A 25714-nucleotide genomic window follows, 5' to 3' on the forward strand; every position below is an offset into this window, starting at 1 on the left:
CTCCGGTCAGACCGTGTCCGCCCCCATCATCCGCTGCCGCTGTTCCCGCGCCCACCCGTACCCGGGATCGATCCGCAGCGCCTCGTCCAGGGACGCGACGGCCTCCTCCACGCGCCCCAGGGCCTCCAGGGACAGGGCCCTGCTGCCCCACGCCCAGGTGTGGCCGGGGTCCATGGCCAGCGCCGTGTCGTACGCGGCGACGGCCTCCCCGTGGCGGCACGCGAAGCGCAGGATGTCGCCGCGGTCGCTGTACGCGCCCGGCGCGTCCGGCGCCAGTTCGTGGGCGCGGTCGAGGTCGGCGAGGGCTCCCGGCAGATCGCCGAGGGCCTGCCGGACGCGCGCCCTGCGCAGCAGCGCCCAGGGGTAGTCGGGCCACAGGTCGAGCGCGCGGTCCAGGTCGTCCAGGGCCTCGCGGGGGCGGCCGAGCGCGAACTTGGCCTGCCCGCGGCTGCCCAGCGTCAGCGGTTCCCGCGGGGCGATGGCGTGCGCCCGGTCGAGCCAGGGCAGGGCTTCGTCGGGGCGGCCCATCCGCCGGTACGTCTCGCCGCGCTGCCGGGCCACCCACTCCGCGCCGGGCGCCGCCTCCTCGGCCGCGGCCAGGTGGCGCAGGGCCGCGTCGAAGTCGCCGAGGGCCCGGCGGGTGACGGCGAGGCCGTGGTGGCCCCAGGGGTCGCCGGGGTCGATGGCGAGTGCCCGCTCGTGATCCTCGATGGCCTCGTGCAGCCGGCCGAGGTGGAAGAGGCGCAGGCCGTGCTCGTTGTGGGCGGCCACGCGGTCGGCGTCGTCGAATCCGGCGCGGGCGAGGAGGAGTTCGAGGGCGCGCAGCGCGCCGAGCGTGTCGTCGGCGAGCGCGTCGCCGAGGTCGTCGGACCAGACCCGCAGGTGTTCCGCGCCCGTGTCCTCGGCGGCGTCCGCCACCACCCGCGCCCACTCGCGGGCCACCGCCGTGTCGAAGCGGCAGGCCTCGATGCCCTCGCGCAGGACGCCGGGGAGCGCGGCACGCGGGCCCGCGCACAGGGAGTGGTACAGCTCGTCGACGCGCAGGGCGCGCCACTCCGGGCGCATCCAGGGGCGGCCCGCCGCGCCCCGGAGCTCCTCGTCCAGCGCCTCGCGCCGTCGCGTGTACAGCTCGGCGAGGCGGGTGTGGCCCGCGCTCCACAGGGCGGGCGCCGTGTTGCGGCGCAGGCGCAGCATGGGGGCGCGTACGACGTCGTGGTAGCGGGCGGTGCCTCTGCGGTCGGGGCGGACGAACGGCATGGTGCGCAGCCACGCGTACAGCTCCGCGGAGTCGTCACCGGTGCCGTCGGCGCCCGGCCCCACGGCGGCCCGCGCGATCTCCTCGTCGAGGCGTCGGGGCAGGGCGCAGTCGAGGGCGGCCGTGCGCCTGGCCGGGTCCTGTTCACCCCTGAGGAACCGCTCGACGGCGTTGGCGCTCGGGTCGCCGACGTCGTCCGGTGCCGCGGGTCCCGTCTCGGCGAGCGTGGAGACGAGCACGGGCAGCCGGCCGGAGAGCCGCAGGACCTCCGCGACCACCGGCTCCTCGGTGACACCCTTGGCCGCGAGCAGGCCGCGCGCCTCGCTCTCCGTGAAGGGGCGCAGCGGCAGTTCGGCGGCGAAGTCCGCGGCGCCCTCCCAGCGGTCGGGGTCGAGGGGGCGCTGCCCCGCGGTCACGACGACGGTGTTGGCCGGAAGGTCTCCGTAGCGGTCGGTCGTCATCACGTCGTGCAGCCAGCGGTCCAGGAACGGCGCGGTCCGCTCGTACGCGTCGAGGAGCAGCACGAGCCAGGGCGCGGCGTCGGCGGCCCCGGCCAGCTCGTCCAGGAGCACGGGTGTCAGCGCGCGCTCGGGTTCCAGGACGAGGCGGGCGTCCTCGGGGGTGCGGAAGCGGGCCCTGAGCCGTTCGGCGCGCAGGGCGACCCGTTCCGTGTCGACGACTCCGGAGAACGCGCCGACGAGGGGCACCATGCCGAGTCCGACGACACCGGCGCGGGCCAGCGCCACACTGCCCGCCGACGGCACGTCGGGTTCCGGTGCGCGGGCCGCGGCGGCGACGGCCTCGTGGATGCGGTGGCGGTGCGCGGCGAGGGCGCGGTCCAGGGCCTTCATGGTCCGCCCCTGCTGCGCGAACTGCGCCGTGATCTCGCCGAGCGCCTCGGGGAGGTCGGGGACAGCGTCGTCGACGTAGGCGACAAGTGCGCCGCGCTCCGTGGCGAGTTGTCCCAGCTCGCGGACGAGGGAGGTCTTGCCGACGCCGGCCGGGCCGTGCACATGGAAGAGGAAGCGGTGCCGGTCGTCCTCGGGCGGCACCTCGAAGTTGGCCCTGAAGAGGCGCAGTTCGTCGCGGCGGCCCACGAACGCCGCACGGCGCCTGCGCCGGATGAGCTCCTGCATCGACACTTTCGCCCGCGTCATCGGTCCCTCCCCGTCCCGTGAGCCCCCAGTCTGACGCACCGACCGGCGTTCCGAATGAGTCACCACGGGGCCGATATCCGGTGAACGGGAACCGAGTTCGGACATAAGTGCGTGTGCACCACAGAAGTCTCTGCGGTGTACAACCTTCCCCGCGGAACGATCGTCTCCCTACACGACCACACAAATTCCCACAGGAGGAACAGTGCGCCGCAGTCTCATCACCGCTGTCGCAGTCGCCTCGCTCGCGGCCCCGCTCGCCCTGGCCACCGCCGGTACGGCCGCGGCCGCACCCACCCCGCCCAAGGCGCCGGTCACCGACTTCAACCACGACGGGTACGCCGACCTCGCCATATCGGCCCCCGGCCACTACAACACCGACGAGCCCGGCAGCGTCTCCGTCGTGTACGGCTCGGCGAACGGCCCCGACAAGGCCCACGCCGTCACCATCAGCCGTGACACGGCCGGTGTACCCGGCTCCGCCGCGGACGGCGGGCACTTCGGCGGCCAGACCGCCGCCTCCGACCTGGACGGCGACGGCTACACCGACCTCGTCGTCAACGGCGGCGAGAAGGCCGTCGTCCTGTGGGGCTCCGCCCAGGGTCTCAGCGGCCGGGGCAGCGTCGAGCTGGACTCGAACGGCGCGCGCGTCACCGCCGGTGACTTCAACGGGGACGGCAAGGGCGACCTGGTCACGGCCGAGTACCCGGAGCCCGAGGACCCGATGGACAACGACGACGCGGGCATGACCATCGCGTACGGCCCGTTCCAGAAGGACGGCAAGGCCGCGAGCACCCAGCGGGTCGTCACCAGCCAGACCTTCGGCCCCGGTGACTTCGTCGCGGGTGACGTGACCGGCGACGGCATCGACGACATCGTCAGCAGCCACGGCTTCGAGGAGATGGCCCACAAGAGCCAGCTGTGGAAGGGCGGCAAGGACGGGGTGGCCACCACCTCGCAGAAGCTCGCGCCCTCCCTCGGCGGCGCCGTCGCGGACGTCGACGGCGACGGCTACGGCGACTTCGTCACCCGCGACATCGGCACCAACTTCGAGGACATGCCGTACCAGAAGGGCACCGTCCTCGTCCGCTACGGCTCGGCGTCCGGCCTCTCGGACCGCTCCGCGAAGATCACCCAGGACAGCGCGGGCGTCCCCGGCGTCGGTGAGGACGGCGACGAGTTCGGCTCCTCGATCACCGCGGGCGACGTGAACGGCGACGGCTTCGCCGACATCGCCGTCGGCGTCCCGGGCGAGGACATCGAGACGACCGCCGACGCCGGCAGCGTCGTCATCCTCAAGGGTGCCCGCACCGGCCTCTCCGGCACGGGCGCGCAGGCCTTCGACCAGTCGAAGCCGGGCATCCCGGGCGCCTCCGAGAAGGGCGACAAGTTCGGCAGCACCGTCCTGCTCTCGGACACCAACAAGGACGGCAAGGCCGACCTGACCGTGGGCGCGCCCGCCGAGGACGGCACCCACGCCGACACCGGCGCCGTCTGGCACCTGCGCGGCTCCGCGAGCGGCGTCACCACCACCGGCATCGACTCGTTCGGCCCGGCCGCGGTCGGCTCCCCGGACAAGGCGGGCGTGAGCTTCGGCGCCTTCCTTGCGCACTGACGCACTGTCGCACTCGCGTCGGCACACGGGCACCCGGCGGCGGCCGGGTGCCCGTGCCGTGTCTCAGTCCACCAGCGGCAGCAGCTCCGGCAGATGCCCGTCCGAGGCCGCGGCGGCTCGCTGCCGCTCCTCGGGCACCTCGCCGTACAGCGTCGTGCGCGGCTTCGCGGGACGTCCCGCGGTCTCCGCGATGGCGACGAGGTCCTCGACGGACCGGTACGAGCCGTAACTGGAGCCCGCCATGCGGGAGATGGTCTCCTCCATCAGCGTCCCGCCGAGGTCGTTCGCGCCGGACCTGAGCATCTCGGCGGCACCCTCCTGGCCGAGCTTCACCCAGCTGGTCTGGATGTTGGGGATGTGCGGGTGGAGCAGCACGCGGGCCATCGCCGTCACCGCGCGGTTGTCGCGGGTGGTCGGGCCGGGCCGGGCGATGCCCGCCAGGTAGACGGGCGCGTTCGTGTGGATGAAGGGCAGCGTCACGAACTCCGTGAAGCCGCCGGTCTCCTGCTGGATGCCCGCCAGCGTGCGGAAGTGGCCGAGCCAGTGCCGCGGCTGGTCCACGTGTCCGTACATCATCGTCGAGCTCGACCGGATGCCGAGCTCGTGCGCGGTCTTGACGACCTCGATCCAGGTGGCCGTCGGCAGCTTGCCCTTGGTGAGGACCCACCGCACCTCGTCGTCGAGGATCTCCGCGGCCGTTCCCGGGATGGAGTCGAGGCCCGCCTCCTTCGCGGCGGTGAGCCACTCGCGGATCGACAGGCCCGTCCGCGTCGCCCCGTTGACGACCTCCATCGGTGAGAAAGCGTGCACGTGCATGCCCGGCACGCGCTCCTTCACCGCCCGCGCGATGTCGAAGTAGGCGCTGCCCGGCAGGTCGGGGTGGATGCCGCCCTGCATGCACACCTCGACGGCGCCGACGTCCCAGGCCTGCGCGGCCCGGTCGGCGACCTGGTCGAGGGAGAGCGTGTAGGCGTCGGCGTCGGTCCTGCGCTGCGCGAAGGCGCAGAAGCGGCAGCCGGTGTAGCAGACGTTGGTGAAGTTGATGTTGCGGGTGACGATGTACGTGACGTCGTCGCCGTTGACCGTCCTGCGGATGTCGTCCGCGACGGCGCAGAGCGCGTCGAGCGCGGGCCCGTCGGCGTGCAGCAGCGCCAGTGCCTCGTCGTCGGTGAGCTTCGTCGGGTCGTCGGCGGCCTGCCTCAGGGCCGCGCGCACGTCGCCGTCGATGCGGGACGGCACCATGCCGGGCGCCGCCTGCTCGCGCAGGGCGTCCCAGTCGCCGTACACCTCGTCGAAGTCGTCGCGCCGGTCCGAGGTGCGGCCGGTGGTGTCGATGGTGGCGTGCAGGTCGGTGCGGCCGGAGGAGGCCACGTACCCCTCGTCGGGCTCCTGCCAGGGGTGGCCCTCGACGACCGCGTCGGGGCGGGCGAGGCCGGTCTCCGGGTCGGCGAGGGCCCGCAGGTGTGGGAGGAGCCGCGGGTCGAGCCACGGCTCACCGCGCCGCACGAACTCCGGGTAGACGCAGAGCCGTTCGGCGAGCCGGAACCCGGCCGCCGCCGACCGCTCGGCGAGCTCCTCCACCTGCGGCCACGGCTTCTCGGGGTTGACGTGGTCGATGGTGACCGGCGAGACGCCGCCCCAGTCGTCGATGCCCGCGCCGATGAGCCGCTCGTACTCGCCCGCGATGAGGTTCGGCGGCGCCTGGATGTTCCCCGCGGGGCCCATGATGTGCCGGGCGACGGCGATGGTGGCGACCAGGTCGTCGATCTCCGCGTCGGGCATGCCGCGCATCGCCGTGTCCGGCTTGGCGCGGAAGTTCTGGATGATCAGCTCCTGGATGCCGTGGTACGAGCGCGCCACGCGGCGCAGCGCGAACAGCGAGTCCGCCCGCTCCTCGTACGTCTCGCCGATCCCGATCAGCAGCCCGCTCGTGAACGGCACGGACGAGCGCCCCGCGTCCTCCAGGACCCGCAGCCGGACGGCGGGCTCCTTGTCGGGCGAGCCGTAGTGGGGCTGTCCCGGCTCGCTCCACAGCCGCTCCGACGTCGTCTCCAGCATCATGCCCATGCTGGGCGCGACGGGCTTGAGCCGCTGGAAGTCCGTCCATGTCATGACGCCCGGGTTGAGGTGCGGCAGGAGGCCCGTCTCCTCCAGGATGCGGATCGAGATGGCACGGACGTACGCGATGGTGTCGTCGTACCCCTCCGCCTCCAGCCACTCGCGCGCCTCGGGCCAGCGGTCCTCGGGCTTGTCGCCGAGGGTGACCAGGGCTTCCTTGCAGCCCATCGCCGCGCCGCGCCGCGCGATGTCCAGGACCTCGTCCGGGGACATGAACATGCCGTGGCCGTCCCGGCGCAGCTTGCCGGGCACGGTGGCGAAGGTGCAGTAGTGGCACTTGTCGCGGCAGAGGCGGGTGAGCGGGATGAACACGCTCTTCGAGTACGTGATGACGCCGGGCCGGCCCGCCGCCGCCAGCCCCGCGTCGCGCACCCGGGCCGCGGACGCGGTGAGGTCGTCGAGATCCTCGCCGCGCGCCTGCAGCAGGACCGCGGCCTCGCTCACGTCGAGCGCGACGCCGTCCCTGGCTCTCCTGAGCGCGCGGCGCATGGCGTTCGCGGTGGGTCGTCCGGCCTCTGGGGGCTGCGCGCTGTTGGTCATGTCCCCGAGCATACGAGCGAGTACACCTGCCTCTTACAGATAGTTCCGCATGGGCCGCCACCTGGGGAAAGACGGGCGCTCGTCACGGCATGACGTACCGCCCGAGTCCGTCGAGCGCCGCGCACACCGCCACCTCACCCGCGGGCGGCAGCTGCACGATCACCTCGTCCACGCCCAGTTCCTCGTAGTACGCGAGCTTGCCGGGCACCGGCGCGACGGCCGTCACCGCCACGTACAGGTCACGCGCCCCGCGCCCGGCGTCCGCCCACGCCGACCTGAGCACGGGCAGCGCCTCCCGCAGGCCGCTGCCCCCGACGGGCATCCAGCCGTCCGCGTACTCCGCGACGTGCGCGAAGAGACCCGGTCCCGCGGCGCCGCCGATCAGCGTGCGCGGCCCGAACAGCGGCCCCTTGGCCGGCCGTTTCCGCGGCGCCCGCGCGGGCTTCGGATGGACCTCGCTCGCCCGTACGCCGCCGAACTCCCCCTCGTACGCCTTCGGCCGGTCCGCCCACAGCGCCCGCATGACCGCCATCCTCTCCCGCACGACCTCCCGGCGCCGCGGCCACGGCACGCCGTGGTCCTCGGCCTCCTCGCGGTTCCAGCCGAAGCCGATGCCGAGGGTGACGCGACCGCCGGAGAGGTGGTCGAGGGTCGCGATCTGCTTCGCGAGGTCGATGGGGTCGTGCTGGGCGACCAGGGCGATGTTCGTGCCGAGGGTGATGCGTCCGGTGACGGCCGCGGCCTGGGCGAGGGCGATGAACGGGTTGAGCATGCGGGCACATTCGGGCGGCAGGTCGCCGCCCGGGTAGGGGGTTTCGCGGGGCACCGGGATGTGGGTGTGCTCGGGAAGGTAGAGCCCCGCGAAGCCGCGCAGCTCCAGTTCCTTGGCCAGGCGTACCGGAGTGATCGTCTCGTCGGTCATGTAGAGCGTGGCGGAGATGCGCACGATTCCTCCGAGCGTGTCCGGGAGTTCCGGGAGTGTCGGTCGGTCCGGACCCCTCTTCCTATCCCCGTGAATCCGGTTGGTCCATGCCCGTGCGCTCATTAACCTGGCGTCGGTGAACAGACGGAAGCAGAAGAAGCTCACCCACCGCCTGGTGTGGGCGGCGGCGGTCGGCGACACGCACACGGTCCGCACCGTGCTCCGGACCGGCGTCGACCCCGAGCTCCCCGAGGCCGACGGCACCACGGCGCTGTACGCGGCGTCGGTGCACGGCGCGGCCTCCACGGTGCGGGCGCTGCTGCGGGCTGGGGCGCTGCCCGACACGGAGAGCCGTGGCCTCACCGACGGCACTCCCCTGTGCGGGGCCGCCGCGTGGGGGCACGTCGCCACGGTCCGCGAACTCCTCGCCCACGGAGCCGACCCGAACCTCCGCGAGGACCTCGGCACGGGCCGTGCGCCGCTGCGGTGGGCGCGCGACGCTGCGGGCGGCCCGCACCCGGAGACGGAGGCGGTGCTGGTCGCGGCGGGGGCGGTGGAGGACCCGGCGCGGGAGCCCCGGACCGGCTGACCGGGCCCACCCGCCCCGGCAACCGGGCGTAAAACTGCCAACCGCCTTCCCTTGCCGCACAGTTCACGGCTCAATACCAGGGTTGCACGCACCACCCACGTCACCGTCGACACGACACCCTGGGGAGCCGCAGCATGTGCGAGGACGTACACCACCCGATCGGCCCGAACCGGCGCGGACTGTTCGTGACGGGCGCCGCCGCCGCGATTACGTTGGGCACCGTGAGCTTCGCAAGCGGCGCCGAGCGGCGCTCCCCCGCGGGGGGCGGGAAGCCGGGGAGCACGGAGACGAGAACGGTGCGCGGGACCCTGCCCACCGGGTCCCCCGACTTCGTGTACCTGCCCGTCGAAGTCCCCGACGGTGTGCGCGAGTTCCGCGCCTCCTACACCTACGAGAAGCCGTCCGTGCCGCCCGGCACCCAGGGCAACGCCCTCGACATCGGCGTCTTCGACGAGCGCGGCACGGAGCTCGGCGGCCAGGGGTTCCGCGGCTGGTCCGGCGGCGCGCGCACCGAGTTCTTCATCCGCGCCGACGAGGCGACGCCCGGCTACATCCCGGGCCGGATCCGCGAGGGCACCTGGTACATCGCCCTCGGCCCGTACACCGTCGCCCCCCAAGGCCTCCCCTACGAGGTGACGATCACCCTCACCTACGGGACACCCGGCAGGACCCCGAAGCCGTCCTACCCGCCGGAGCGGGCCAAGGGCCGCGGCCGGGCCTGGTACCGCGGCGACTGCCACCTGCACTCCGTCCACTCCGACGGCAGGCGCACCCCCGCCGAGATCGCCGCGCTCGCCCGCGCGGCCGGCCTCGACTTCATCAACAGCTCGGAGCACAACACGCACTCCGCGCACGCCCACTGGGCCGACCTCGCGGGCGACGACCTCCTGATCATGCTCGGCGAGGAGGTGACGACCCGCAACGGCCACGTCGTCGCCCTCGGCGTCGACCCCGGCACGTTCGTCGACTGGCGCTACCGCGCCCGCGACAACCGCTTCGGCAGGTACGCGCGGAAGGTCAGGGACGCGGGCGGCCTCGTCGTCCCCGCGCACCCGCACGCCACCTGTGTCGGCTGCAACTGGAAGTTCGGGTTCGGCGACGCGGACGTCATCGAGGCGTGGAACGGCGCGTACACGCCGGACGACGAGATCGCCCTCGCCGACTGGGACAGCCGGCTCGTCGCCTCCGTGCGCGGCGGGCGCCCGTGGATTCCGGCCATGGGCAACAGCGACGCGCACCGCGACCCGGACCGCATCGGCGGCCCGCAGACCGTCGTCCTCGCCGACGATCTGACGCGCGAGGCCATCCAGGACGGCATCCGCCGCGGCCGGTCCTACGTCGCCGAGTCCAAGGCCGTGGAGCTCGCCTTCTCGGCGGCGGGCGGCAGGGGCGGGCACGCGGGCATCGGCGGCCGTCTCGACGTGGGCCGCGACGACCCCGTCACGGTCCGCCTCGACGTCAAGGGCGCCCCGGGCTGCACGGTCCGCTTCGTCACCGACCAGGGCGTCCTGCACACGAGCCCCGCCCTGCCGGAGTCGGGCGCGGGGACGGTGGAGTGGCGCACGACGGCGTCGTACGCCGCCTATGTGCGGGCGGAGGTGCGCCACGCGCCCGTGACCCCCGGCTTGCCGGGCCCGCTGACGGCGTTCACGAACCCGATCTTCCTGGGCCGGTAGCAGCCGTCACCGCCTGAGCCTCCGTGCCGGGGTGGAGAGGGCCCGCCTCGCTCACCCCGGCCACACGAGGGACTGCAGTTCGCTGTACGCGTGCAGGGCGTACGAGCCGACGTCCCGTCCCACCCCGCTCTTCTTGAAGCCGCCGAACGGCGCCTCCATGTTCCGGGCGATCGTGTTGACGCCGACGCCGCCCGCCCGCAGCCGCCGGGCGACGCGGAAGGCGCGGGCGACGTCGCCCGACCACACGTAGTCGATGAGGCCGTAGTCGCTGTCGGCGGCGAGGGCGATCGCGGTCTCCTCGGCGTCCTCGGGCCCGTCCGCGTCGAAGGGCACCACGACCACCACGGGCCCGAAGATCTCCTCGCGGACCACCCGCATGTCGTGCGTGCAGTCGGCGAGGAGGGTCGGGGCGACATAGAAGCCCTTGCCGAGGGCCGGCCGCTCACCGCCCGCGACGACCCGCGCGCCTTCCTTCCGCCCGTCCTCGACGTACGCCTCGACGCGGTCGCGGTGCGCGGCGGAGATCACGGGCCCGACGACGGTGCCGGGCGCGACCGGGTCCCCCACCTTCACGTACGCGGCATAGGCGGCGAGTTTGTCGACGAGCTGCTCATACACGCCCCGCTGGACGATGACGCGGGTCGGCGCCGTGCAGATCTGCCCGCTGTAGAAGGAGAACGTCGTGCCGATGCCCGCCACCGCGGCGTCCAGGTCGGCGTCGTCCAGGATGATCGCCGCGCCCTTGCCGCCCAGCTCCATCAGCTGCCGCTTCATGTCCCGGCCGCACACCTCGCCGATGCGCTGCCCGACGGCCGTGGAGCCGGTGAAACTCACCATGTCGACGTCGGGAGAGGCGACGGCGGCCTCGCCCACGGCGGAGTCCGTCCCGGAGACGACGTTCACGACTCCGGGCGGCACACCGGCCTCCTCCAGCGCCGCCGCCATCCCGTAGACGGACAGCGGGTCCTGCGGCGCGGGCTTCACGACGACGGTGTTGCCCATGGCGAGGGCGGGCGCGACCTTGCCCGCCGGGTTGGCCCAGGGGTTGTTGTACGAGGTGATGCAGGTGACTACGCCCACGGGCCTGCGCACGGCGACCGCTCCCACGACACCGGCGCCTCCCATGGGCCCGGCCTCGTGGATCTGCGGCGGAAGCGCGGTCTCGACCGGCTCCAGCGCCCCCTTCGCGTACCGCTCGAACCGCGCCACGGCCACCGCGACCTGCATGCCGCGTGCCGTCGCGGTCGTGGCGCCGCTCTCGGCCTGGGCGAGCTCGGCGTGGGCGGCGAAGTCGCGCCGGAGGACGGCGGCGGCACGGGACAGGATCCCTGCGCGCTCCTCCGGCGTCGTGCGCGACCAGCCCGCGAAGGCCTCACGCGCGGCCGCGGCCGCCGCGCGGACCTGTTCGCCGCCGGCCTCGGGCGCGAGCCCGACGACGCCTTCGGTGGCGGGATTGACGACTTCGTAGTGCCCGCCGTCGGGCTCGACCCACTCACCGCCGATGAACAGCCGCCGTGCGCCACCGCTCACTTGGTGCTCACCGTCCTGGTGTCACGCCCGGACCGGAGGATCTTCCCCGGCACGGCGCCGGTCACCACGTCATCACGGATGGCCTCGACGCCATTGACCCACACCGCGTCGATGCCGATCGCCTTCGAGTCGAGCCGGGGGCTGTCGCCGGGCAGGTCGTGGACGAGGGTGGCCTTGCCCGCGTCGATGCGCTCGGGGTCGAAGAGGACGAGGTCGGCGTGGTACCCCTCGGCGATCCGTCCGCGCTCGCGCAGCCCGAACAGCCGGGCGGGGTCATCGGTCAGCATCTTCACGGCCTGCTCGAGGCCGACGAGCTTCCTCCCCCGCAGACAGTCCCCGATGAACCGCGTCGTGTACGGGGCTCCGCACATGCGGTCCAGATGCGCGCCGGCGTCCGAGCCGCCCAGCATGACGTCCTCGTGCTGCCAGGTCTCGGCGCGCAGCGCCCACGAGTCCGGGTCGTTGTCGGTGGGCATGGGCCACAGCACGGTGCGCATGTCGTCGTTGGCGCAGATCTCGACGATGCAGTGGAACGGCTCCTGCCCGCGCTCGGCGGCGATGTCACCGACGACGCGCCCGGTGAGCCCCTCGTTGGCGGCGGAGTACGTGTCGCCGATGACGTACCGGTCGAACCGCGCGAGCCGCCGGAAGACTCCGGCCTCCTTGCTCGCGGCCCGCCGCAGCATCTCCTCCCGCACGGCGGGGTCGCGCAGCGCGGCGATCCGCTCGGGCACGGGCAGCCCGAGGACGTCCCCCCAGCCGGGGATCAGGTTGAGGGCGCAGAACGTGCCGAGGGACATGTTCATGGGCGTGAGGATCGGCATGGTGAGCGCGACGATGCGGCCGCCCGCCTTGCGGGCGCGCTCACTGGGCACGAGCTGGCGGGGCACGCGCTCGGGGACGGCGGCGTCGATGGTGAGCACGTTCCAGTTCAGTGGCCGTCCGGCGGCGGCACTCATCTCGACGAACAGCTCGACCTCGTCATCGCTGAACTGGTCGAGGCACCCGGCGACGATGGCCTCGATCTGTGTCCCCTCGTGCTCGCCGACGGCACGGCTCAGCGCGAGCAGTTCCCCGGGCTTCGCGTGCCGCGAGGCGACGGGCCGCCCGTCGCCGTCCGAGTGCGTGGACGACTGGGTGGTGGAAAGACCCCACGCCCCGGCGTCCATCGCGTCGTGCAGGAGACGCACCATGGCGTCCAACTGCTCATTGGACGGCTGGCCGCCGACCGCGTCCTCCCCCATGACGTACCGCCGCAGCGCGCAGTGCCCCACCATGAACCCCGCGTTCACGGCGACGCGCCCCTCCAGGGCGTCGAGATACTCCCCGAAGGAACTCCACGACCAGGGCGCACCCTGCTCCAGGGCCACGAGGGACATCCCCTCCACCTTGGACATCATCCGCCGCGTGTAGTCGGCGTCGCCGGGCCGGTCGGGATGGAGCGGAGCGAGCGTGAACCCGCAGTTGCCCCCGGCGACGGTGGTCACGCCGTGATTGAGGGACGGCGTCGCGTACGGGTCCCAGAACAGCTGCGCGTCGTAGTGCGTGTGCGGATCGACGAACCCCGGCGCGAGGACACGCCCCCGCGCGTCCTCACTGGTCCGCGCCTCCTCGCCGACGGTGCCCGGCGCGGCGACGACGGCGATGCGGCCGTCCCGTATCCCGACGTCGGCAACGCGCCCGGGGGCACCGGTCCCGTCGACGACGGTCGCACCCTTGATCAGATGGTCGAGCATGACGGGACGTCCCCTTTCGAGGGTTCGGGATTCGGGGATTCGGGGTCAAGTTTTCAGCCCGTCCGGCGTTTGAGGACGAGCCCGAAGGGCGACTGACGGGGGTCCGGCCGCGCACCCCCCGTGACGGCAACCCCGTGACACCGCCACACGTCCGGCAGGACCCCGGCTTCCCGTCCGGGAGGGGGAAGCCGGGGTGGCTCAATGAGGGGTTACTGACCGGCCGCCTGGCGGAATCGCGTCGTCCGGTGCACCGGATCCGTGTCGATCTTCGGGATCACGTGCTCGCCGATCAGCCGGATCGTGTTCTTCGTGTCCTCGGGCGAGATCCCGATCGGCAGCCCGAAGCTGAGCTGGTCCGCCCCGGCCTGCTCCCACCGCTTGCACTGCGTGAGCACCTCGTCCGGGTCGCCGCAGATCATCAGCTCCTCGGCGATGAGCAGCTCGATGAGCTCCTCGGTGTACTCGGGGAGCAGCTCGGGCCACTCGGGGATGCCGTCGGGCCGGGGGAAGGTGTCGTGGTAGCGGAACAGCAGCGACTGGAGGTAGTTCAGGCCGCCGCCGACCGCGATCTCGACCGCTTTCTCGTGCGTCTCCGCGCAGATCGCCGTCGACGTCACCATGACGTTGTCGTTGACGAAGTCCCCGATCGCCTGGGCCTCCTTCACCGCCGTCTTGTACGACTCGACGACCCACTCCATGTCGGAGACCTTCTGCACGCTGAAGCCGAGGACCCCGAGGCCCTTCTTGCCCGCCATGGCGTACGAGGAGGGGGACCCGGCGGCGTACCACATGGCGGGGTGGGACTTCCCGTACGGCTTCGGGAGGATCTTGCGCGGCGGCAGCGACCAGTGCTTGCCCCGGAACCCCACGTACTCGTCCTGCAGCCACATCTTGGGGAACTCGGCGATGGTCTCTTCCCAGATCTCCTTGGTGTGGTTCATGTCCGTGATGCCCGGCATGAAGCCGAGGATCTCGTGCGAACCGGCACCGCGGCCCGTGCCGAACTCGAACCGCCCCCGGGAGAGGTGGTCGAGCATCGTCACCTTCTCCGCCACCTTCACGGGGTGGTTGACGGGTGCGAGCGGGTTGAAGATGCCCGAACCGAGGTGGATGCGGTCGGTGGCGTGGGCGAGGTAGCCGAGGTAGACGTCGTTGGCGGAGAGGTGCGAGTACTCCTCCAGGAAGTGGTGCTCGGACGCCCAGGCGTACTTGAACCCGGACTTGTCCGCCTCGATGACGTACTCGGTCTCCTCGATGAGCGCCTTGTGCTCCGCTTCGGGGTCGACCTTGGCCCGCTGGGCGGGCACGTATCCCTGTACAAAGAGACCGAATTCCAAGGGAGGTTCACCGTCCTCGTGAGGTCCGACGGCGCGTTTCTGACGCTCCGTCAGATTGCGATGGGGTCGACTGTTCCACCGCCCCGCCGGAGCGTCAATAGCTGACGCAGCGTCAGGCAACCGAACCGCGCCGCCACGGGTCACACGACACTGACCCCCGCCAGCCACCCCCCGTCGATGACGAACGGCTGCCCCGTGATGTACGCCGAGTCGTCCCCGGTCAGGAACAGCGCCAGCGCGGCGACCTCCTGCGGCTGCCCGATCCGCCCGAGCGGCACGAGCTTCTTGTACAGCTCGGCGACCGCCTCCCTCGCCGCTTCCGGGTCGGCGCCCGGGTCGAGCTGCGCGGGGTTGGTCATGGGGGTGTCGACCGCCCCGGGGCACACGGCGTTCACGCGGATGTTCCGGCCCGCGAGTTCCAGGGCGGCGACGCGGGTGAGCCCGAGGATGGCGTGTTTCGTCGCCGCGTACGCGCCCACGTACGCCATGCCCGTGAGGGCCGTGTAGGAGGCGGTGTTCACGATCGTGCCGCCACCCGCCGCGGCCATCTCGGGTGCGACCGTCCGAATCCCGAGGAAGCACCCGATCTGGTTGACGCGGATGATCTGCTCGAACTCTTCGAGCGGGGTCCCGAGCAGCTCGTTGAACCGCAGGATCCCCGCGTTGTTGACGAGCCCGTCGACTTTCCCGAAGGCGTCCTTGGCGGCGGCGGTGGCGGCGCGCCAGTCCTCCTCGACGCCGACATCGAGGTGGACGTACGCCGCGGACTCCGCCCCCAGCTCCTCGGCGAGGGCCTCGCCCTGCTCGTCCAGCACGTCGGCGACGACGACGCGGGCCCCCTCCTCCACGAAGAGGCGCGCCTCCTGCTCGCCCTGTCCGCGCGCGGCGCCGGTCACGATGACGACGCGGCCGTCCAGCTTGCCCATGGAGAACTCCTCCTGGTGGTGGTCGTTTCAGTGCGGGCCATCGAGGTGCGGGGCGACGTCGGCGGCGAAGGCCGCCATCTGGTCGGTGAGTTCGGTACGGCTCCGGCTGCGGAAGCGGACCTGGATCTGGTCGACGCCCATCGCGGCGTACGCGCGGAGGGACTCGGCGAGGGCTTCCGGTTTCCCGGCGAGTGTGCGCCGCCCGACGGACCAGCCGGGTTCGCCGACGTACAGCGGCTCGGCGATCGCGCCGACGGTGACGGGCTCGGCGATCCCGGCTTCCTCCCTCAACCGCTTCAGCTTCGTGATCTGCGCGGGCAGCTTGTCGCGCGGGTCGCCCTGGGGGAGCCAGCCGTCGGCGCGGATCGCCGCACGGCGTATGGCGGCGGGGGACGAACCGCCGACCCAGAGGGGGACGCGGGCCTGGGCGGGGCGTGGCAGCTGCCCCAGATCCCTGAAGGCGAAGGTCTCCCCCGCGTACTCGGGGTACTCCTCCGGTCCCAGGGCAGCCCTGAGGGCGTCGATCGTCTCGTCGAGGATCGGCCCGCGCCGCGCGAAGTCGACGCCGAGCGCCTCGAACTCCTCCTGCACGTGCCCGGCCCCCACGCCGAGGATCAGCCTTCCTCCGCTGAGGTGGTCGAGGGTGGCGTACTGCTTGGCGGAGAGGAGGGGGTGCCGCAGGCCGACGATGGCGACGTGGCTCATCAGGCGGACGTTCTCGGTGACGGCGGCGAGGTGGGCGAGGGTGGCGACGGGGTCGTACCAGACGGTGCTCATGGCGTCGGCGAGGCGGCGGGGGATGGCGACGTGGTCGCACGTGGCGATGTAGGCGAAGCCGGTGCGGTCGGCGGTGCGGGCGATCTCCACGAGATCGTCGGGGCCGGCACGCCGCTCCCACCCCTCGGCGTACAGGGAACTCTGCGACTGCACGGGCAACTGCATGCCATATGCGACCGACCCACCACCCACGGGGCACCCACTTTCTGACGTAACGTCACTTGCGGTCGTGCGGGGGCCCCATGCTCGTAGCTGACGCGCCGTCAGACAAGGGGTCGGGGTCGCGCCTCGGGTCCGGCTGGGGGCGGGGCCGCGGGGGTATGCACGTGCTCGCCATCCCTGCGGCCCGGTGGGGGTGGGCCCCTACTCCCGCGGCACGTCGCGAGGCGCGCGGGCGCGCGGGTGGGGGCCGTCCGCCGCGAAACGGCGGGCTTGGCGCCCCCGCCCCGCACACCGCGCCGGAGGCGTCACGCCCCCGGCCAGAGCCCGCCCTCCGTCAACCCCAGCAGCGCAACCGCATTGCCCCGCACGATGCGCTCCACGACCTCCACCGGCAGGTGGCCCATCTGGGACTCCCCGACCTCACGGGACTTTGGCCAGGTCGAGTCGGAGTGCGGGTAGTCCGTCTCGTACAGGACGTTCCCGACCCCGATGGAGTCGAGGTTCCGCAGCCCGAACGCGTCGTCGAAGAAGCAGCCGAAGACGTGTTCCGTGAAGAGTTCGGACGGGGGACGCGTCACCTTGTCCGCGACCCCGCCCCACCCCCGGTTCTCCTCCCACACCACGTCCGCCCGCTCCAGGATGTAGGGGATCCAGCCGATCTGGCCCTCCGCGTACATCACCTTCAGGTTCGGGAAGCGTTCGAACTTGCCGCTCATCAGCCAGTCCACCATGGAGAAGCAGCAGTTGGCGAAGGTGATCGTGGACCCGACGGCGGGCGGCGCGTCCGCGGAGGTCGACGGCATCCTGCTGGAGGACCCGATGTGCATGGCGACGACCGTGCCGGTCTCGTCGCAGGCGCGCAGGAAGGGGTCCCACGCGTCGGTGTGGATGGACGGCAGCCCGAGGTGCGGGGGGATTTCGGAGAAGGCCACCGCCCGCACCCCCCGCGCCGCGTTGCGCCGCACCTCCGCGGCGGCGAGCTCGGCGTCCCAGAGCGGGATGAGGGTCAGCGGTATGAGGCGGCCGGCCGCTTCGGGGCCGCACCACTCCTCCACCATCCAGTCGTTGTACGCGCGGACCGACAGGAGCGCGAGCTCCCGGTCCTTGGCCTCGGTGAACGTCTGCCCGCAGAACCGCGGGAACGTGGGGAAGCAGAGCGCGGACTGGACATGGTTGACGTCCATGTCCGCGAGCCGGTCCGGCACGCTGAACGACCCCGGCCGCATCTGCTCGTACGTGATGACCTCGAGTTTGATCTCGTCCCTGTCGTAGCCGACCGCCGTGTCGAGGCGCGTGAGGGGGCGGTGCAGGTCCTCGTAGATCCACCAGTCCCCGATGGGGCCGTCCTCCCCCTTCTCGCCCATGACCGGGGCGAACTTTCCGCCCAGGAACGACATGTCCCGCAGCGGCGCCCGGACGATCCGGGGCCCGCGGTCCCGGTACTTGGACGGGAGCCGGTCCCGCCAGACGTGCGGGGGTTCGACCGTGTGGTCGTCCACCGAGATGATCTTCGGGAAGGTCTGCGGACTCTCCGTGGTCTCCATACGGCCACGGTAGCGTCGATCTGACGACCCGTCAGCTAGCCGGACGCGGCGAAGCAATCCGGAAACCGATCCGGAATGTCGTGCGTGGACCCTGTGAGAGCCGTCTCCCACGGCTGACGCATCCGCCATGAACAAGGCAAACTGGCGGGGAGCAAGAACCACGCACGACGGAAAGGGCCGCACGGCGGCTTACGCACCACCGCGGGCGGGCAGGTCCGCGACCGGCAGGATTGGGAACGGCAGGGCGGCAGGGGGAGCGATGGTCGATGTACCGCGAGTACCGGAGCAGCGGCGTCCGGCCTCGGGGAACACCCCCGAGGAGCGGACCGAGGGGCATCCCCCCGAGGTGCCGGCGTCGCGCTTCAGCGTGCTCGGACCGGTGCGCGCGTGGCACGGCCCGGACCAGCTCAACACCGGCTCGCCCCAGCAGAGGGCGCTGCTCGCGGCCCTGCTGCTGCGGGACGGCCGCACGGCCACTGCCTCGGAGCTGATCGACGCCCTGTGGGGCGAGGAGCCGCCGTCGCAGGCGCTGGCGGCGGTACGTACGTACGCGTCCCGGCTCCGCAAGGTGCTGCCTCCCGGCGTCCTCGTCAGCGAGTCCGGCGGGTACGCGGTCCAGGTCGCGGACGGCGCGCTCGACCTGGCCGTGGCGGAGGACCTGTGGGCGGCGGCGGAGAAGGCCCGCGGCGCGGGTGACCTCTGCCGGGCACGGGCGCTGGTGAACAAGGCGCTCGGCCTCTGGGACGGCGAGCCCCTCGCCAACGTCCCGGGGCCGTACGCCGACACGCAGCGCACCCGACTCGACGAATGGCGCCTCCAGCTCCTGGAGACCCGTCTGGACATGGACCTGGAACAGGGCTGCCATGCGGAGGCGGTGTCGGAGCTGACGGCGCTGACCGCGGCGCACCCGTTGCGGGAGCGGCTGCGCGAGCTGCAGATGCTGGCGCTGTACCGCAGCGGACGCCAGGCGGAGGCCCTCGCGGTCTACGCGGACACGCGCCGCCTGCTCGCCGACGAGCTCGGCGTCGACCCGAGGCCCGGCCTCAAGGAGCTCCAGCAGCGCATCCTCCAGGCCGACCCGGGCCTCGCCGAGCCGTCGGCGCCCGCGCAGGAACCTTCGACGACGGTGGTGCGCCCCGCGCAGCTCCCCGCGACGGTCCCCGACTTCACGGGCCGCGCGTCCTTCGTGGACGAACTGAGCGACATCCTGTCGACCGCCGAGGGCCGCGTGATGGCGGTCTCGGCGCTCGCGGGCATCGGCGGTGTCGGCAAGACGACCCTCGCCGTGCACGTCGCGCACGTGGCGCGCGCCCACTTCCCCGACGGCCAGCTGTACGTGGACCTCCAGGGGGCGGGCGCCCGGGTCGCCGAGCCGGAGACGGTCCTCGGGGCGTTCCTGCGCGCACTCGGCACGGCCGACTCGGCGATCCCGGACTCCCTGGAGGAGCGGGCCGCCCTGTACCGGTCGGTCCTCGACGGCCGCCGGGTCCTCGTCCTCCTCGACAACGCGCGCGACGCGGCACAGGTCCGGCCGCTGCTGCCCGGCATGGAGGGCTGCGCGGCCCTGGTCACGAGCCGCGTCCGCATGGTCGACCTGGCGGGCGCGCATCTGGTGGACCTGGACGTGATGTCCCCCGAGGAGGCGCTGCTCCTCTTCACCCGCATCGTCGGCGAGGAGCGGGTCACCGCGGAGCGGGAGGCGGCGCTCGACGTGGTGGCGGCGTGCGGTTTCCTGCCGCTCGCCATCCGCATCGCGGCGTCCCGGCTCGCGGCGCGCCGCACGTGGACGGTCTCCACGCTCGCGGCGAAGCTGGCGGACGAGCGGCGGCGTCTGGACGAGCTCCAGGCGGGCGACCTCGCGGTCAAGGCGACGTTCGAGCTCGGTTACGGCCAGCTGGAGCCGGCCCAGGCCCGCGCGTTCCGCCTCCTCGGCCTCGCGGACGGCCCCGACCTGTCCCTCGCGGCAGCAGCGGCGGTCCTGGACCTGCCGGTGGACGAGACGGAGGACCTGCTGGAGTCCCTCGTCGACACGTCCCTGGTGGAGTCGGCGGCACCGGGCCGCTACCGCTACCACGATCTCGTACGCCTCTACGCGCGCGCCTGCGCCGAACGCGACGAACAGCCCCCCAGCGAGCGGGACGCGGCGATGTCCCGCCTCCTCGACTTCTACCTGGCCTCCGCGGCCCGGGTCTACGCGATCGAACGTCCCGGCGACCGCACGGTGGACCACCTGGAGCCCACGGAACACGCGGGCCAGGACTTCACCGACGACACCAAGGCCCTGGACTGGCTGCACTCCGAGGCGGCGTGCATCCTGGCGTGCGTGCAGCAGTCCCTGGGGGCGGGGATGCTGCGGCGCGCGGTCGACCTGCTGCTCGCTTCCAAGGACCTGGCGGAGTCCGGCGCGAGTTCGCTGCGCTACGAGGCGGCGACGAGCGCCGCCCGGGACGCCGCCGCCGCGGTGGGCGACGCGCGTGCCGAGGGGCGGGCGCGGGTGACCCTCGCCCAGGTGCACCGCAACGCGGGGTGGTTCGACAAGGCGCGGGTCGAGGCGGAGCACGCCATCTCGCTGGAGGGCGCCGCGGACGACCCCTGGATCAGCAGCAACGCCCCCAACGAACTGGGGATCATCGGCATCTGCACCAGTCAGTACCAGGTCAGCGAGTCCTCCCTGCTGCAGGCGATCGACGCCTTCCGCGCCGACGGCAACCACCCCGGTGAGGCCAGCGCGCTCTGCAACCTCTCCCGGGCCCTCGTGGAGCTGGGCCGTACCGCGGAAGCCATCGATCTCGCGCGGCAGGGCATAGCCGTGTACGACGAGCTCGGCCTCACCTTCCGCCTGGCCAACGCCCGGTACGCGCTGGGCGTCGTACTCGCCCGCGTCGGCCGGTCGCGCGAGGCGCTGGCGCAACTGACGGAGGCCCTACAGGTCTTCGTGGAGAATCGGCAGCGCCTGTGGGAGGGCACCACGCACTTCCGTATCGCGCAGGTGCATCTCGCCGACCGGCGTGCGACCCAGGCCGCGCAGCACGCGGAGCAGGCGCTGACGACCGGGTGCATCGGCGGCGACTGGATGCGGGCCAACGTCCTCGTGCTGCTCGGCAGGTGCCTCGACGGCCTCGGTCAGGTCGACCGGGCGCGGGCCTGCTGGCGGGAGGCCCTGGCCATCCACGAGCGGGCCGGGGCGGCCGAGGTCGACGAGGTACGGGGACTCCTCAGCCCGCTGGCCGCCGCCTGACGCCCGCCTCAGGCTCGTTCATCGAACGTTTATGACCGGCTGCCATTCTCAATCCAACGATCCGTCGCGTCGGGGGGCAGACGGGTCGCACCGGGCCCCACAGATAGGGTGAGCGGCCCTGGAACGCCCGTTCGGCGACCCTCGGGGGAGTTGCCGAGCGGGCGTTCGCCCCAGCGAACCGTCTCGACCCAGAGGAGTTCCCGATGAGCGACGCCATGAAGAACCAGAACATCACCACCATGGGCGACAGCCACGCCCCGGCCCCGCCGAAGGACGGCGGCGTGACGACGCAGGGCGACAGCCACGCCCCGGCCCCGCCGAAGGACGGCGGGGCCACCACGCAGGACAGCCACGCCCCCGTGCCGCCCGTCAAGGGCGCCTGAAGACTTCTTCTCCCACGGGGGTCGGCCGCGGCGGCGCGGAGGGGGAGCCGTCGCGGCCGACGCGTGTCCCGTCAGGCTTCAGGCCAATGAATGGCGGGAACCATTCGCACTGTAGAGCGCTTTCTGTGATCGACATAGCGTCGCACGCGGCAGAAATGACCCACCTCGCCCTGGAGTTGGTATGACGCGCACCAAGAAGATCCTCGTCACCCTGGCCGTCGCGGCGTCCGCCGCGGGTGGCGCGGCGAGCCCGGCACTGGCCGACAGCCACCAGCAGGTCGCCGGTCCGCTCGGTGACGGCCACTCCCCGACCGCTCCGCAGAGCGACGGTCACACGCCGGCTCCTCCGTTCGACGGCCACTCCCCGACCGCTCCGGTCGGCTGACCACTCCGCGGAGACGTCGGGCGGCCGCCGCCGAGGCGTGGGGCGCCGGTGTCGGCGGCGGCCGCGGGCGTACGCTCCGGCGCCGCGGCTCCCCTCCACGTACCGGCGCGCACACGCGCCCCCACGGCTCCGGGGCGCGCGGGAGTGAGCCCCGGTCGGACGGGCCGCAAGGGCGTGGGCCGGGGCTGCGTGAGGTCGGCGGCACCGCCCCGGCCGCGGGTCGCTGGGACGACCCTGCTGGTCCGGGGTCTCGGGACCGAAGAACGATGGTCACTCGGCGAGGAGCGCCACCGTGGACTCTCCTCCCTTGTGAGGCTAGACCCGCCCCGCCCCCGCCGGAACCCACGGCGCCGCACCAGGCTTCCTGCGGTAACCGACGGAGGAAAGAGGTCCCTTGCGCGACGGACCCGCCTTCGCCCCGGGGCCGTGCGGGACGACGCCCGCGTCGCACCACCGGGCACTGATCCGCCCGCGGCGCGCGGCCCTGCCGCATATATCCGTGGACAGGCACACGCCGCGCAGCGAATAGTGCCGCCCATGACTTCTCTCGTGCGCCACCTCACGTTCGACGCCCACGACGCCTACCGCCAGGGGGCCTTCTGGGCCGAGGTCCTCGGCGGCAGCCTCGCCGACGACGACTTTCCCGGCGATCCGGAGGCCCTGGTGACGGCCGACGGCGTCGCTCTGCTCTTCGTGACCGTGCCGGACGCCAAGTCCGTCAAGAACCGGCTGCACATCGACCTCCAGCCGCAGGACCGCACCCGCGACGAGGAGGTCGAGCGCCTCCTCGCGCTCGGCGCGAAGCTGCACGAGGACCACCGCAGGCCGAACGGCCGGGGCTGGGTCACCCTCACCGACCTGGAGGGCAACGAGTTCTGCGTGGAGTGCAGCGCCGCGGAGCGGGAGGCACTGACCGCCGCCGGCGCCAACTAGCCGCCGGCCCGCCCCCGCAGCTCCCCCTTGACCACCTTCCCGCTCGCGTTCCTCGGCAGCTCCGCCACGAACTCGACGGCCCTCGGCACCTTGTAGTTCGCCATCTCCCTGCGCGCCCACGCGATCAGATCGTCCGCCGTGACCACGGACCCGGGCCGCCGCACCACGTACGCCTTCCCCACCTCGCCGAGCCTCGGGTCGGGCACGCCGATCACCGCGACGTCGGCGACGGCCGGGTGGACGCCGAGGAGCTGTTCTATCTCGGCGGGGTAGGCGTTGAAGCCGCCGACGATGAACATGTCCTTGATGCGGTCCGTGATGCGCAGGTTGCCCGCCGCGTCGAGGACGCCGACGTCACCCGTCCGCAGCCAGCCGTCGGGCGTCAGGCACCGCCGCGTCTCCTCCGGGTCCTCGAAGTAGCCCTGCATGACGTGGTGGCCGCGGACGAGCACCTCGCCCGGGTGGCCGGGCGGGAGCGGTTCGCCGCCGGGTGCCACCACCCGTACCTCCGTGTCGGGAATGGCCCGGCCCGATGTCGCCGCGATGACGTCGGCCGGGTCGCCGCGCCGGCACATCGTGACGATGCCGCTCGCCTCCGAGAGGCCGTACGCGGTGAGGACGGTGGCGATGCGCAGCTCCGCCCGCAGCCGCTCCACCAGCCGCAGCGGCACCACGGCCGCGCCGGTCACGACGAGCCGCAGCGCGGACAGGTCGTACTGGTCGCGGGAGGGGTGGTCGAGGATCGACTGGTGCAGGGTGGGCGGCCCGGGGAGGACCGAGATGCGTTCGGCGGCGACGTTGGCGAGGACCGTGTCCACGTTGAAGACCGGCTGCGGCACCATCGTCGCGCCCCGCATCAGGCAGGCGATGATCCCGGCCTTGTAGCCGAAGGTGTGGAAGAACGGGTTCACGATCAGGTAGCGGTCGCCCTCGCGCAGCCCGGCCAGTTCGCTCCACACGTCGTAGCAGCGCAGGGTCTGGGCGTGGGTGATGACGGCGCCCTTGGGCCGGCCGGTCGTGCCCGAGGTGAAGACGATGTCCGAGGGCGCGGAGCCCTCGACGGACGCCGCGCGCGTACGGACCGCGTCCGCCGGGACCCCGTCGCCGCTCGCCAGGAAGTCCTTCCAGGTGCGGAAGGACTGCGGGGCGTCCTCGGCGAGGACGACGACCTGCTCCAGGTGGGGCAGGCCGGGCAGCGGTCCGTCGCCCGTCCCTTCGGCGGCGGCGCGGCGCAGCGAGGCGACGTACGACGTGCCGAGGAACGTGCCGGTGACGAAGAGGAGTCTGGCGCGGCTGCGGTCCAGGACGTACGCCGCCTCCGTGCCCTTGAAGCGGGTGTTGAGCGGGACGAGGACCGCGCCCGCGCAGACCGCGCCGAGCGCGGAGACGATCCAGTCGAGGGTGTTCGGCGCCCAGACGGCGACGCGGTCGCCGGGTTCGACGCCGTTGGCCATGCAGGCCGCCGCCGCGTGCTCGACGCGCTCGCCCAGTTCCGCGTACGAGACGCGGGTCCGGCCCTCCACGACCGCCTCCCGTGTTCCGTACCGCTCGGCGGCCGCCCGTACGAGTCCCGGGATGCCGCCCCACTCCAGGTCGCCGCGCATCGCATGCACCTCTCCCGCTGGCTGACTATCCGTCAGATTAGCTGTAGCCTGACGCGCTGTCAGCAGTGGTGACATGCTCGCGACCGGCGGAGGTGCCGTTGTCCATGGCTTCACTCAAGGACGCCACAGCGATAGTGGGGATCGGTCAGACGCAGTTCGCCAGGCAACTCGTCGCGAGCGAGAAAGAGTTGGCGTGCCGCGCGATCGTCGCCGCACTCGACGACGCCGGCATCGCGCCGTCCGAGGTCGACGCCTTCGCCTCGTACACCATGGAGGAGACCGACGAGGTCGAGGTCGCCAAGGCCGTCGGCGCGGGCGACGTCACCTTCTTCAGCAAGGTCGGCTACGGCGGCGGCGGTTCCTGCGCCACGGTCGGACACCTCGCGTCCGCCATCGCCACCGGCCAGGCGAGCGTCGGCATCGCCTGGCGCTCCCGCAAACGCGGCAGCGGCCCGCGCCCGTGGAAGAACACCACGGTCCAACTCCCCACGCCCGCCCAGTGGACGCGCCCCTTCGGCCTGCTCCGACCCGCCGACGAGATCGCGATGCTGGCCCGCCGCCACATGCACGAGTACGGCACGACCCGTGACCACCTCTTCAACGTCGCCCTCGCCTGCCGCAACCGCGCCAACCAGAACCCGGCCGCGATGATGTACGAGCGCCCGCTGACCCGCGACATGTATATGACGTCCCGCTGGATCAGCGAACCGCTCTGCCTCTTCGACAACTGCCTGGAGACGGACGGCGCGCTGGCCTGCGTGATCGTGTCCGCCGAGCGGGCGCGCGACTGCCGCCGGAAACCGGTGTACGTCCACTCCGTCGCCCAGGGCCTGCCCGCCCAGCACCACGGCATGGTCAACTACTGGACGGACGACCCGCTCTCGGGCCCCGCCTGGACGGCGGCCCGACACCTGTGGAAACAGGCGGACTTCGGCCCCCAGGACGTGGACGTCGCCCAGATCTACGACGCGTTCACCCCGCTCATCCCGCTCTCCCTGGAGGGGTACGGCTTCTGCGACCGCGGCGAGGGCGGCGCGTTCACGGAGGGCGGCGCCCTGGAGAGCGGCGGTCGCCTCCCCATCAACACGGGCGGCGGCGGCCTCAGCGAGGCATACGTCCACGGCTTCAACCTCATCAACGAAGGCGTGAAGCAACTGCGCGGCACGAGCACGGCGCAGGTCCCGGACGCGGAAACGTGCTTGGTGACGGCGGGCGAAGGCGTCCCCACATCGGCGCTGCTCCTGAGGGCGTGAAAGGAGGCGCAGGCGGACGCGCCCTTCAAGGGGCGCG

Annotated in this window: 18 protein-coding genes; 8 read left to right on the forward strand and 10 right to left on the reverse strand. The window is 72.7% G+C overall.

Annotated elements, in window-relative coordinates:
- Positions 1 to 6 precede the first annotated feature (6 nt).
- On the reverse strand, positions 7 to 2412 hold the full coding sequence (locus DEJ47_RS16350) for a tetratricopeptide repeat protein (protein WP_223828382.1): 2406 nt from the start codon (positions 2410 to 2412) through the stop codon (positions 7 to 9).
- 202 nt (positions 2413 to 2614) lie between these two features.
- Between DEJ47_RS16350 and DEJ47_RS16355 the strand changes: the two genes are divergently transcribed.
- Positions 2615 to 4024, forward strand: a complete 1410-nt coding sequence (locus DEJ47_RS16355) for an FG-GAP-like repeat-containing protein (protein ID WP_150169063.1) — start codon at positions 2615 to 2617, stop codon at positions 4022 to 4024.
- 63 nt (positions 4025 to 4087) lie between these two features.
- Here the strand turns inward: DEJ47_RS16355 and DEJ47_RS16360 are convergent, their stop codons facing one another.
- Both DEJ47_RS16360 and DEJ47_RS16365 read right to left on the reverse strand, forming a co-directional pair.
- Positions 4088 to 6682 carry a bifunctional FO biosynthesis protein CofGH gene (locus DEJ47_RS16360; protein WP_150169067.1) on the reverse strand — a complete coding sequence of 865 codons (2595 nt, stop codon included), beginning with the start codon at positions 6680 to 6682 and terminating at the stop codon, positions 4088 to 4090.
- A gap of 82 nt (positions 6683 to 6764) precedes the next feature.
- Entirely contained in the window at positions 6765 to 7628 is an 864-nt protein-coding gene (locus DEJ47_RS16365; protein ID WP_150169069.1) for a TIGR03619 family F420-dependent LLM class oxidoreductase, read from the reverse strand.
- Between the two features lie 112 nt (positions 7629 to 7740).
- On the opposite strand from DEJ47_RS16365, the gene DEJ47_RS16370 reads away from it, so the two are divergent.
- Both DEJ47_RS16370 and DEJ47_RS16375 read left to right on the forward strand, forming a co-directional pair.
- Positions 7741 to 8193, forward strand: a complete 453-nt coding sequence (locus DEJ47_RS16370) for an ankyrin repeat domain-containing protein (protein WP_150169071.1) — start codon at positions 7741 to 7743, stop codon at positions 8191 to 8193.
- A gap of 134 nt (positions 8194 to 8327) precedes the next feature.
- Positions 8328 to 9869, forward strand: coding sequence for a CehA/McbA family metallohydrolase (locus DEJ47_RS16375; RefSeq protein ID WP_150169073.1), 1542 nt, complete (start codon positions 8328 to 8330; stop codon positions 9867 to 9869).
- A gap of 51 nt (positions 9870 to 9920) precedes the next feature.
- On the opposite strand, the gene DEJ47_RS16380 is transcribed toward DEJ47_RS16375, so the two are convergent.
- From DEJ47_RS16380 to DEJ47_RS16405, 6 genes are all read right to left on the reverse strand, one after another.
- Positions 9921 to 11399 carry an aldehyde dehydrogenase family protein gene (locus DEJ47_RS16380; protein WP_150169075.1) on the reverse strand — a complete coding sequence of 493 codons (1479 nt, stop codon included), beginning with the start codon at positions 11397 to 11399 and terminating at the stop codon, positions 9921 to 9923.
- Complete coding sequence (locus tag DEJ47_RS16385) at positions 11396 to 13135, reverse strand: N-acyl-D-amino-acid deacylase family protein (RefSeq protein ID WP_150169077.1); 1740 nt, start codon at positions 13133 to 13135, stop codon at positions 11396 to 11398. Before DEJ47_RS16385 ends, DEJ47_RS16380 begins: the two co-directional genes overlap by 4 nt.
- A gap of 209 nt (positions 13136 to 13344) precedes the next feature.
- Entirely contained in the window at positions 13345 to 14472 is a 1128-nt protein-coding gene (locus DEJ47_RS16390) for an LLM class flavin-dependent oxidoreductase (RefSeq protein ID WP_150169079.1), read from the reverse strand.
- A 140-nt stretch (positions 14473 to 14612) separates the two neighbouring features.
- Complete coding sequence (locus DEJ47_RS16395) at positions 14613 to 15398, reverse strand: SDR family NAD(P)-dependent oxidoreductase (protein WP_150169081.1); 786 nt, start codon at positions 15396 to 15398, stop codon at positions 14613 to 14615.
- 27 nt (positions 15399 to 15425) lie between these two features.
- Positions 15426 to 16340, reverse strand: a complete 915-nt coding sequence (locus tag DEJ47_RS16400) for a TIGR03619 family F420-dependent LLM class oxidoreductase (RefSeq protein ID WP_150169083.1) — start codon at positions 16338 to 16340, stop codon at positions 15426 to 15428.
- 302 nt (positions 16341 to 16642) lie between these two features.
- Entirely contained in the window at positions 16643 to 17881 is a 1239-nt protein-coding gene (locus tag DEJ47_RS16405) for an amidohydrolase family protein (protein ID WP_150169085.1), read from the reverse strand.
- Positions 17882 to 18140: 259 nt separating this feature from the next.
- On the opposite strand from DEJ47_RS16405, the gene DEJ47_RS16410 reads away from it, so the two are divergent.
- The 4 genes from DEJ47_RS16410 (at position 18141) to DEJ47_RS16425 (ending at position 22820) form a co-directional block, all read left to right on the forward strand.
- Positions 18141 to 21119, forward strand: coding sequence for an AfsR/SARP family transcriptional regulator (locus DEJ47_RS16410; protein WP_150169087.1), 2979 nt, complete (start codon positions 18141 to 18143; stop codon positions 21117 to 21119).
- A 203-nt stretch (positions 21120 to 21322) separates the two neighbouring features.
- Positions 21323 to 21502 carry a sigma-like protein gene (locus DEJ47_RS16415; RefSeq protein WP_150169088.1) on the forward strand — a complete coding sequence of 60 codons (180 nt, stop codon included), beginning with the start codon at positions 21323 to 21325 and terminating at the stop codon, positions 21500 to 21502.
- 181 nt (positions 21503 to 21683) lie between these two features.
- The gene (locus tag DEJ47_RS16420; RefSeq protein ID WP_150169090.1) at positions 21684 to 21887 is read left to right on the forward strand and encodes a hypothetical protein; all 204 of its coding nucleotides are present in this window, start codon (positions 21684 to 21686) and stop codon (positions 21885 to 21887) included.
- A 537-nt stretch (positions 21888 to 22424) separates the two neighbouring features.
- Positions 22425 to 22820 (forward strand): VOC family protein, encoded by a 396-nt coding sequence (locus DEJ47_RS16425; RefSeq protein WP_150169092.1) that lies wholly within the window; start codon positions 22425 to 22427, stop codon positions 22818 to 22820.
- On the opposite strand, the gene DEJ47_RS16430 is transcribed toward DEJ47_RS16425, so the two are convergent.
- Positions 22817 to 24424: a FadD3 family acyl-CoA ligase gene (locus DEJ47_RS16430; RefSeq protein WP_150169094.1), complete on the reverse strand. Its 1608-nt coding sequence runs from the start codon at positions 24422 to 24424 to the stop codon at positions 22817 to 22819. The genes DEJ47_RS16425 and DEJ47_RS16430 overlap by 4 nt on opposite strands.
- A 104-nt stretch (positions 24425 to 24528) precedes the next feature.
- Between DEJ47_RS16430 and DEJ47_RS16435 the strand changes: the two genes are divergently transcribed.
- A complete protein-coding gene (locus DEJ47_RS16435; RefSeq protein WP_150169096.1) occupies positions 24529 to 25677 on the forward strand; it encodes a lipid-transfer protein in 1149 nt (382 codons plus the stop codon).
- Positions 25678 to 25714 lie beyond the last annotated feature (37 nt).

The organism is Streptomyces venezuelae (genome assembly GCF_008642355.1).
In the GTDB taxonomy this organism is placed as follows: Bacteria; Actinomycetota; Actinomycetes; order Streptomycetales; family Streptomycetaceae; genus Streptomyces; species Streptomyces venezuelae_B.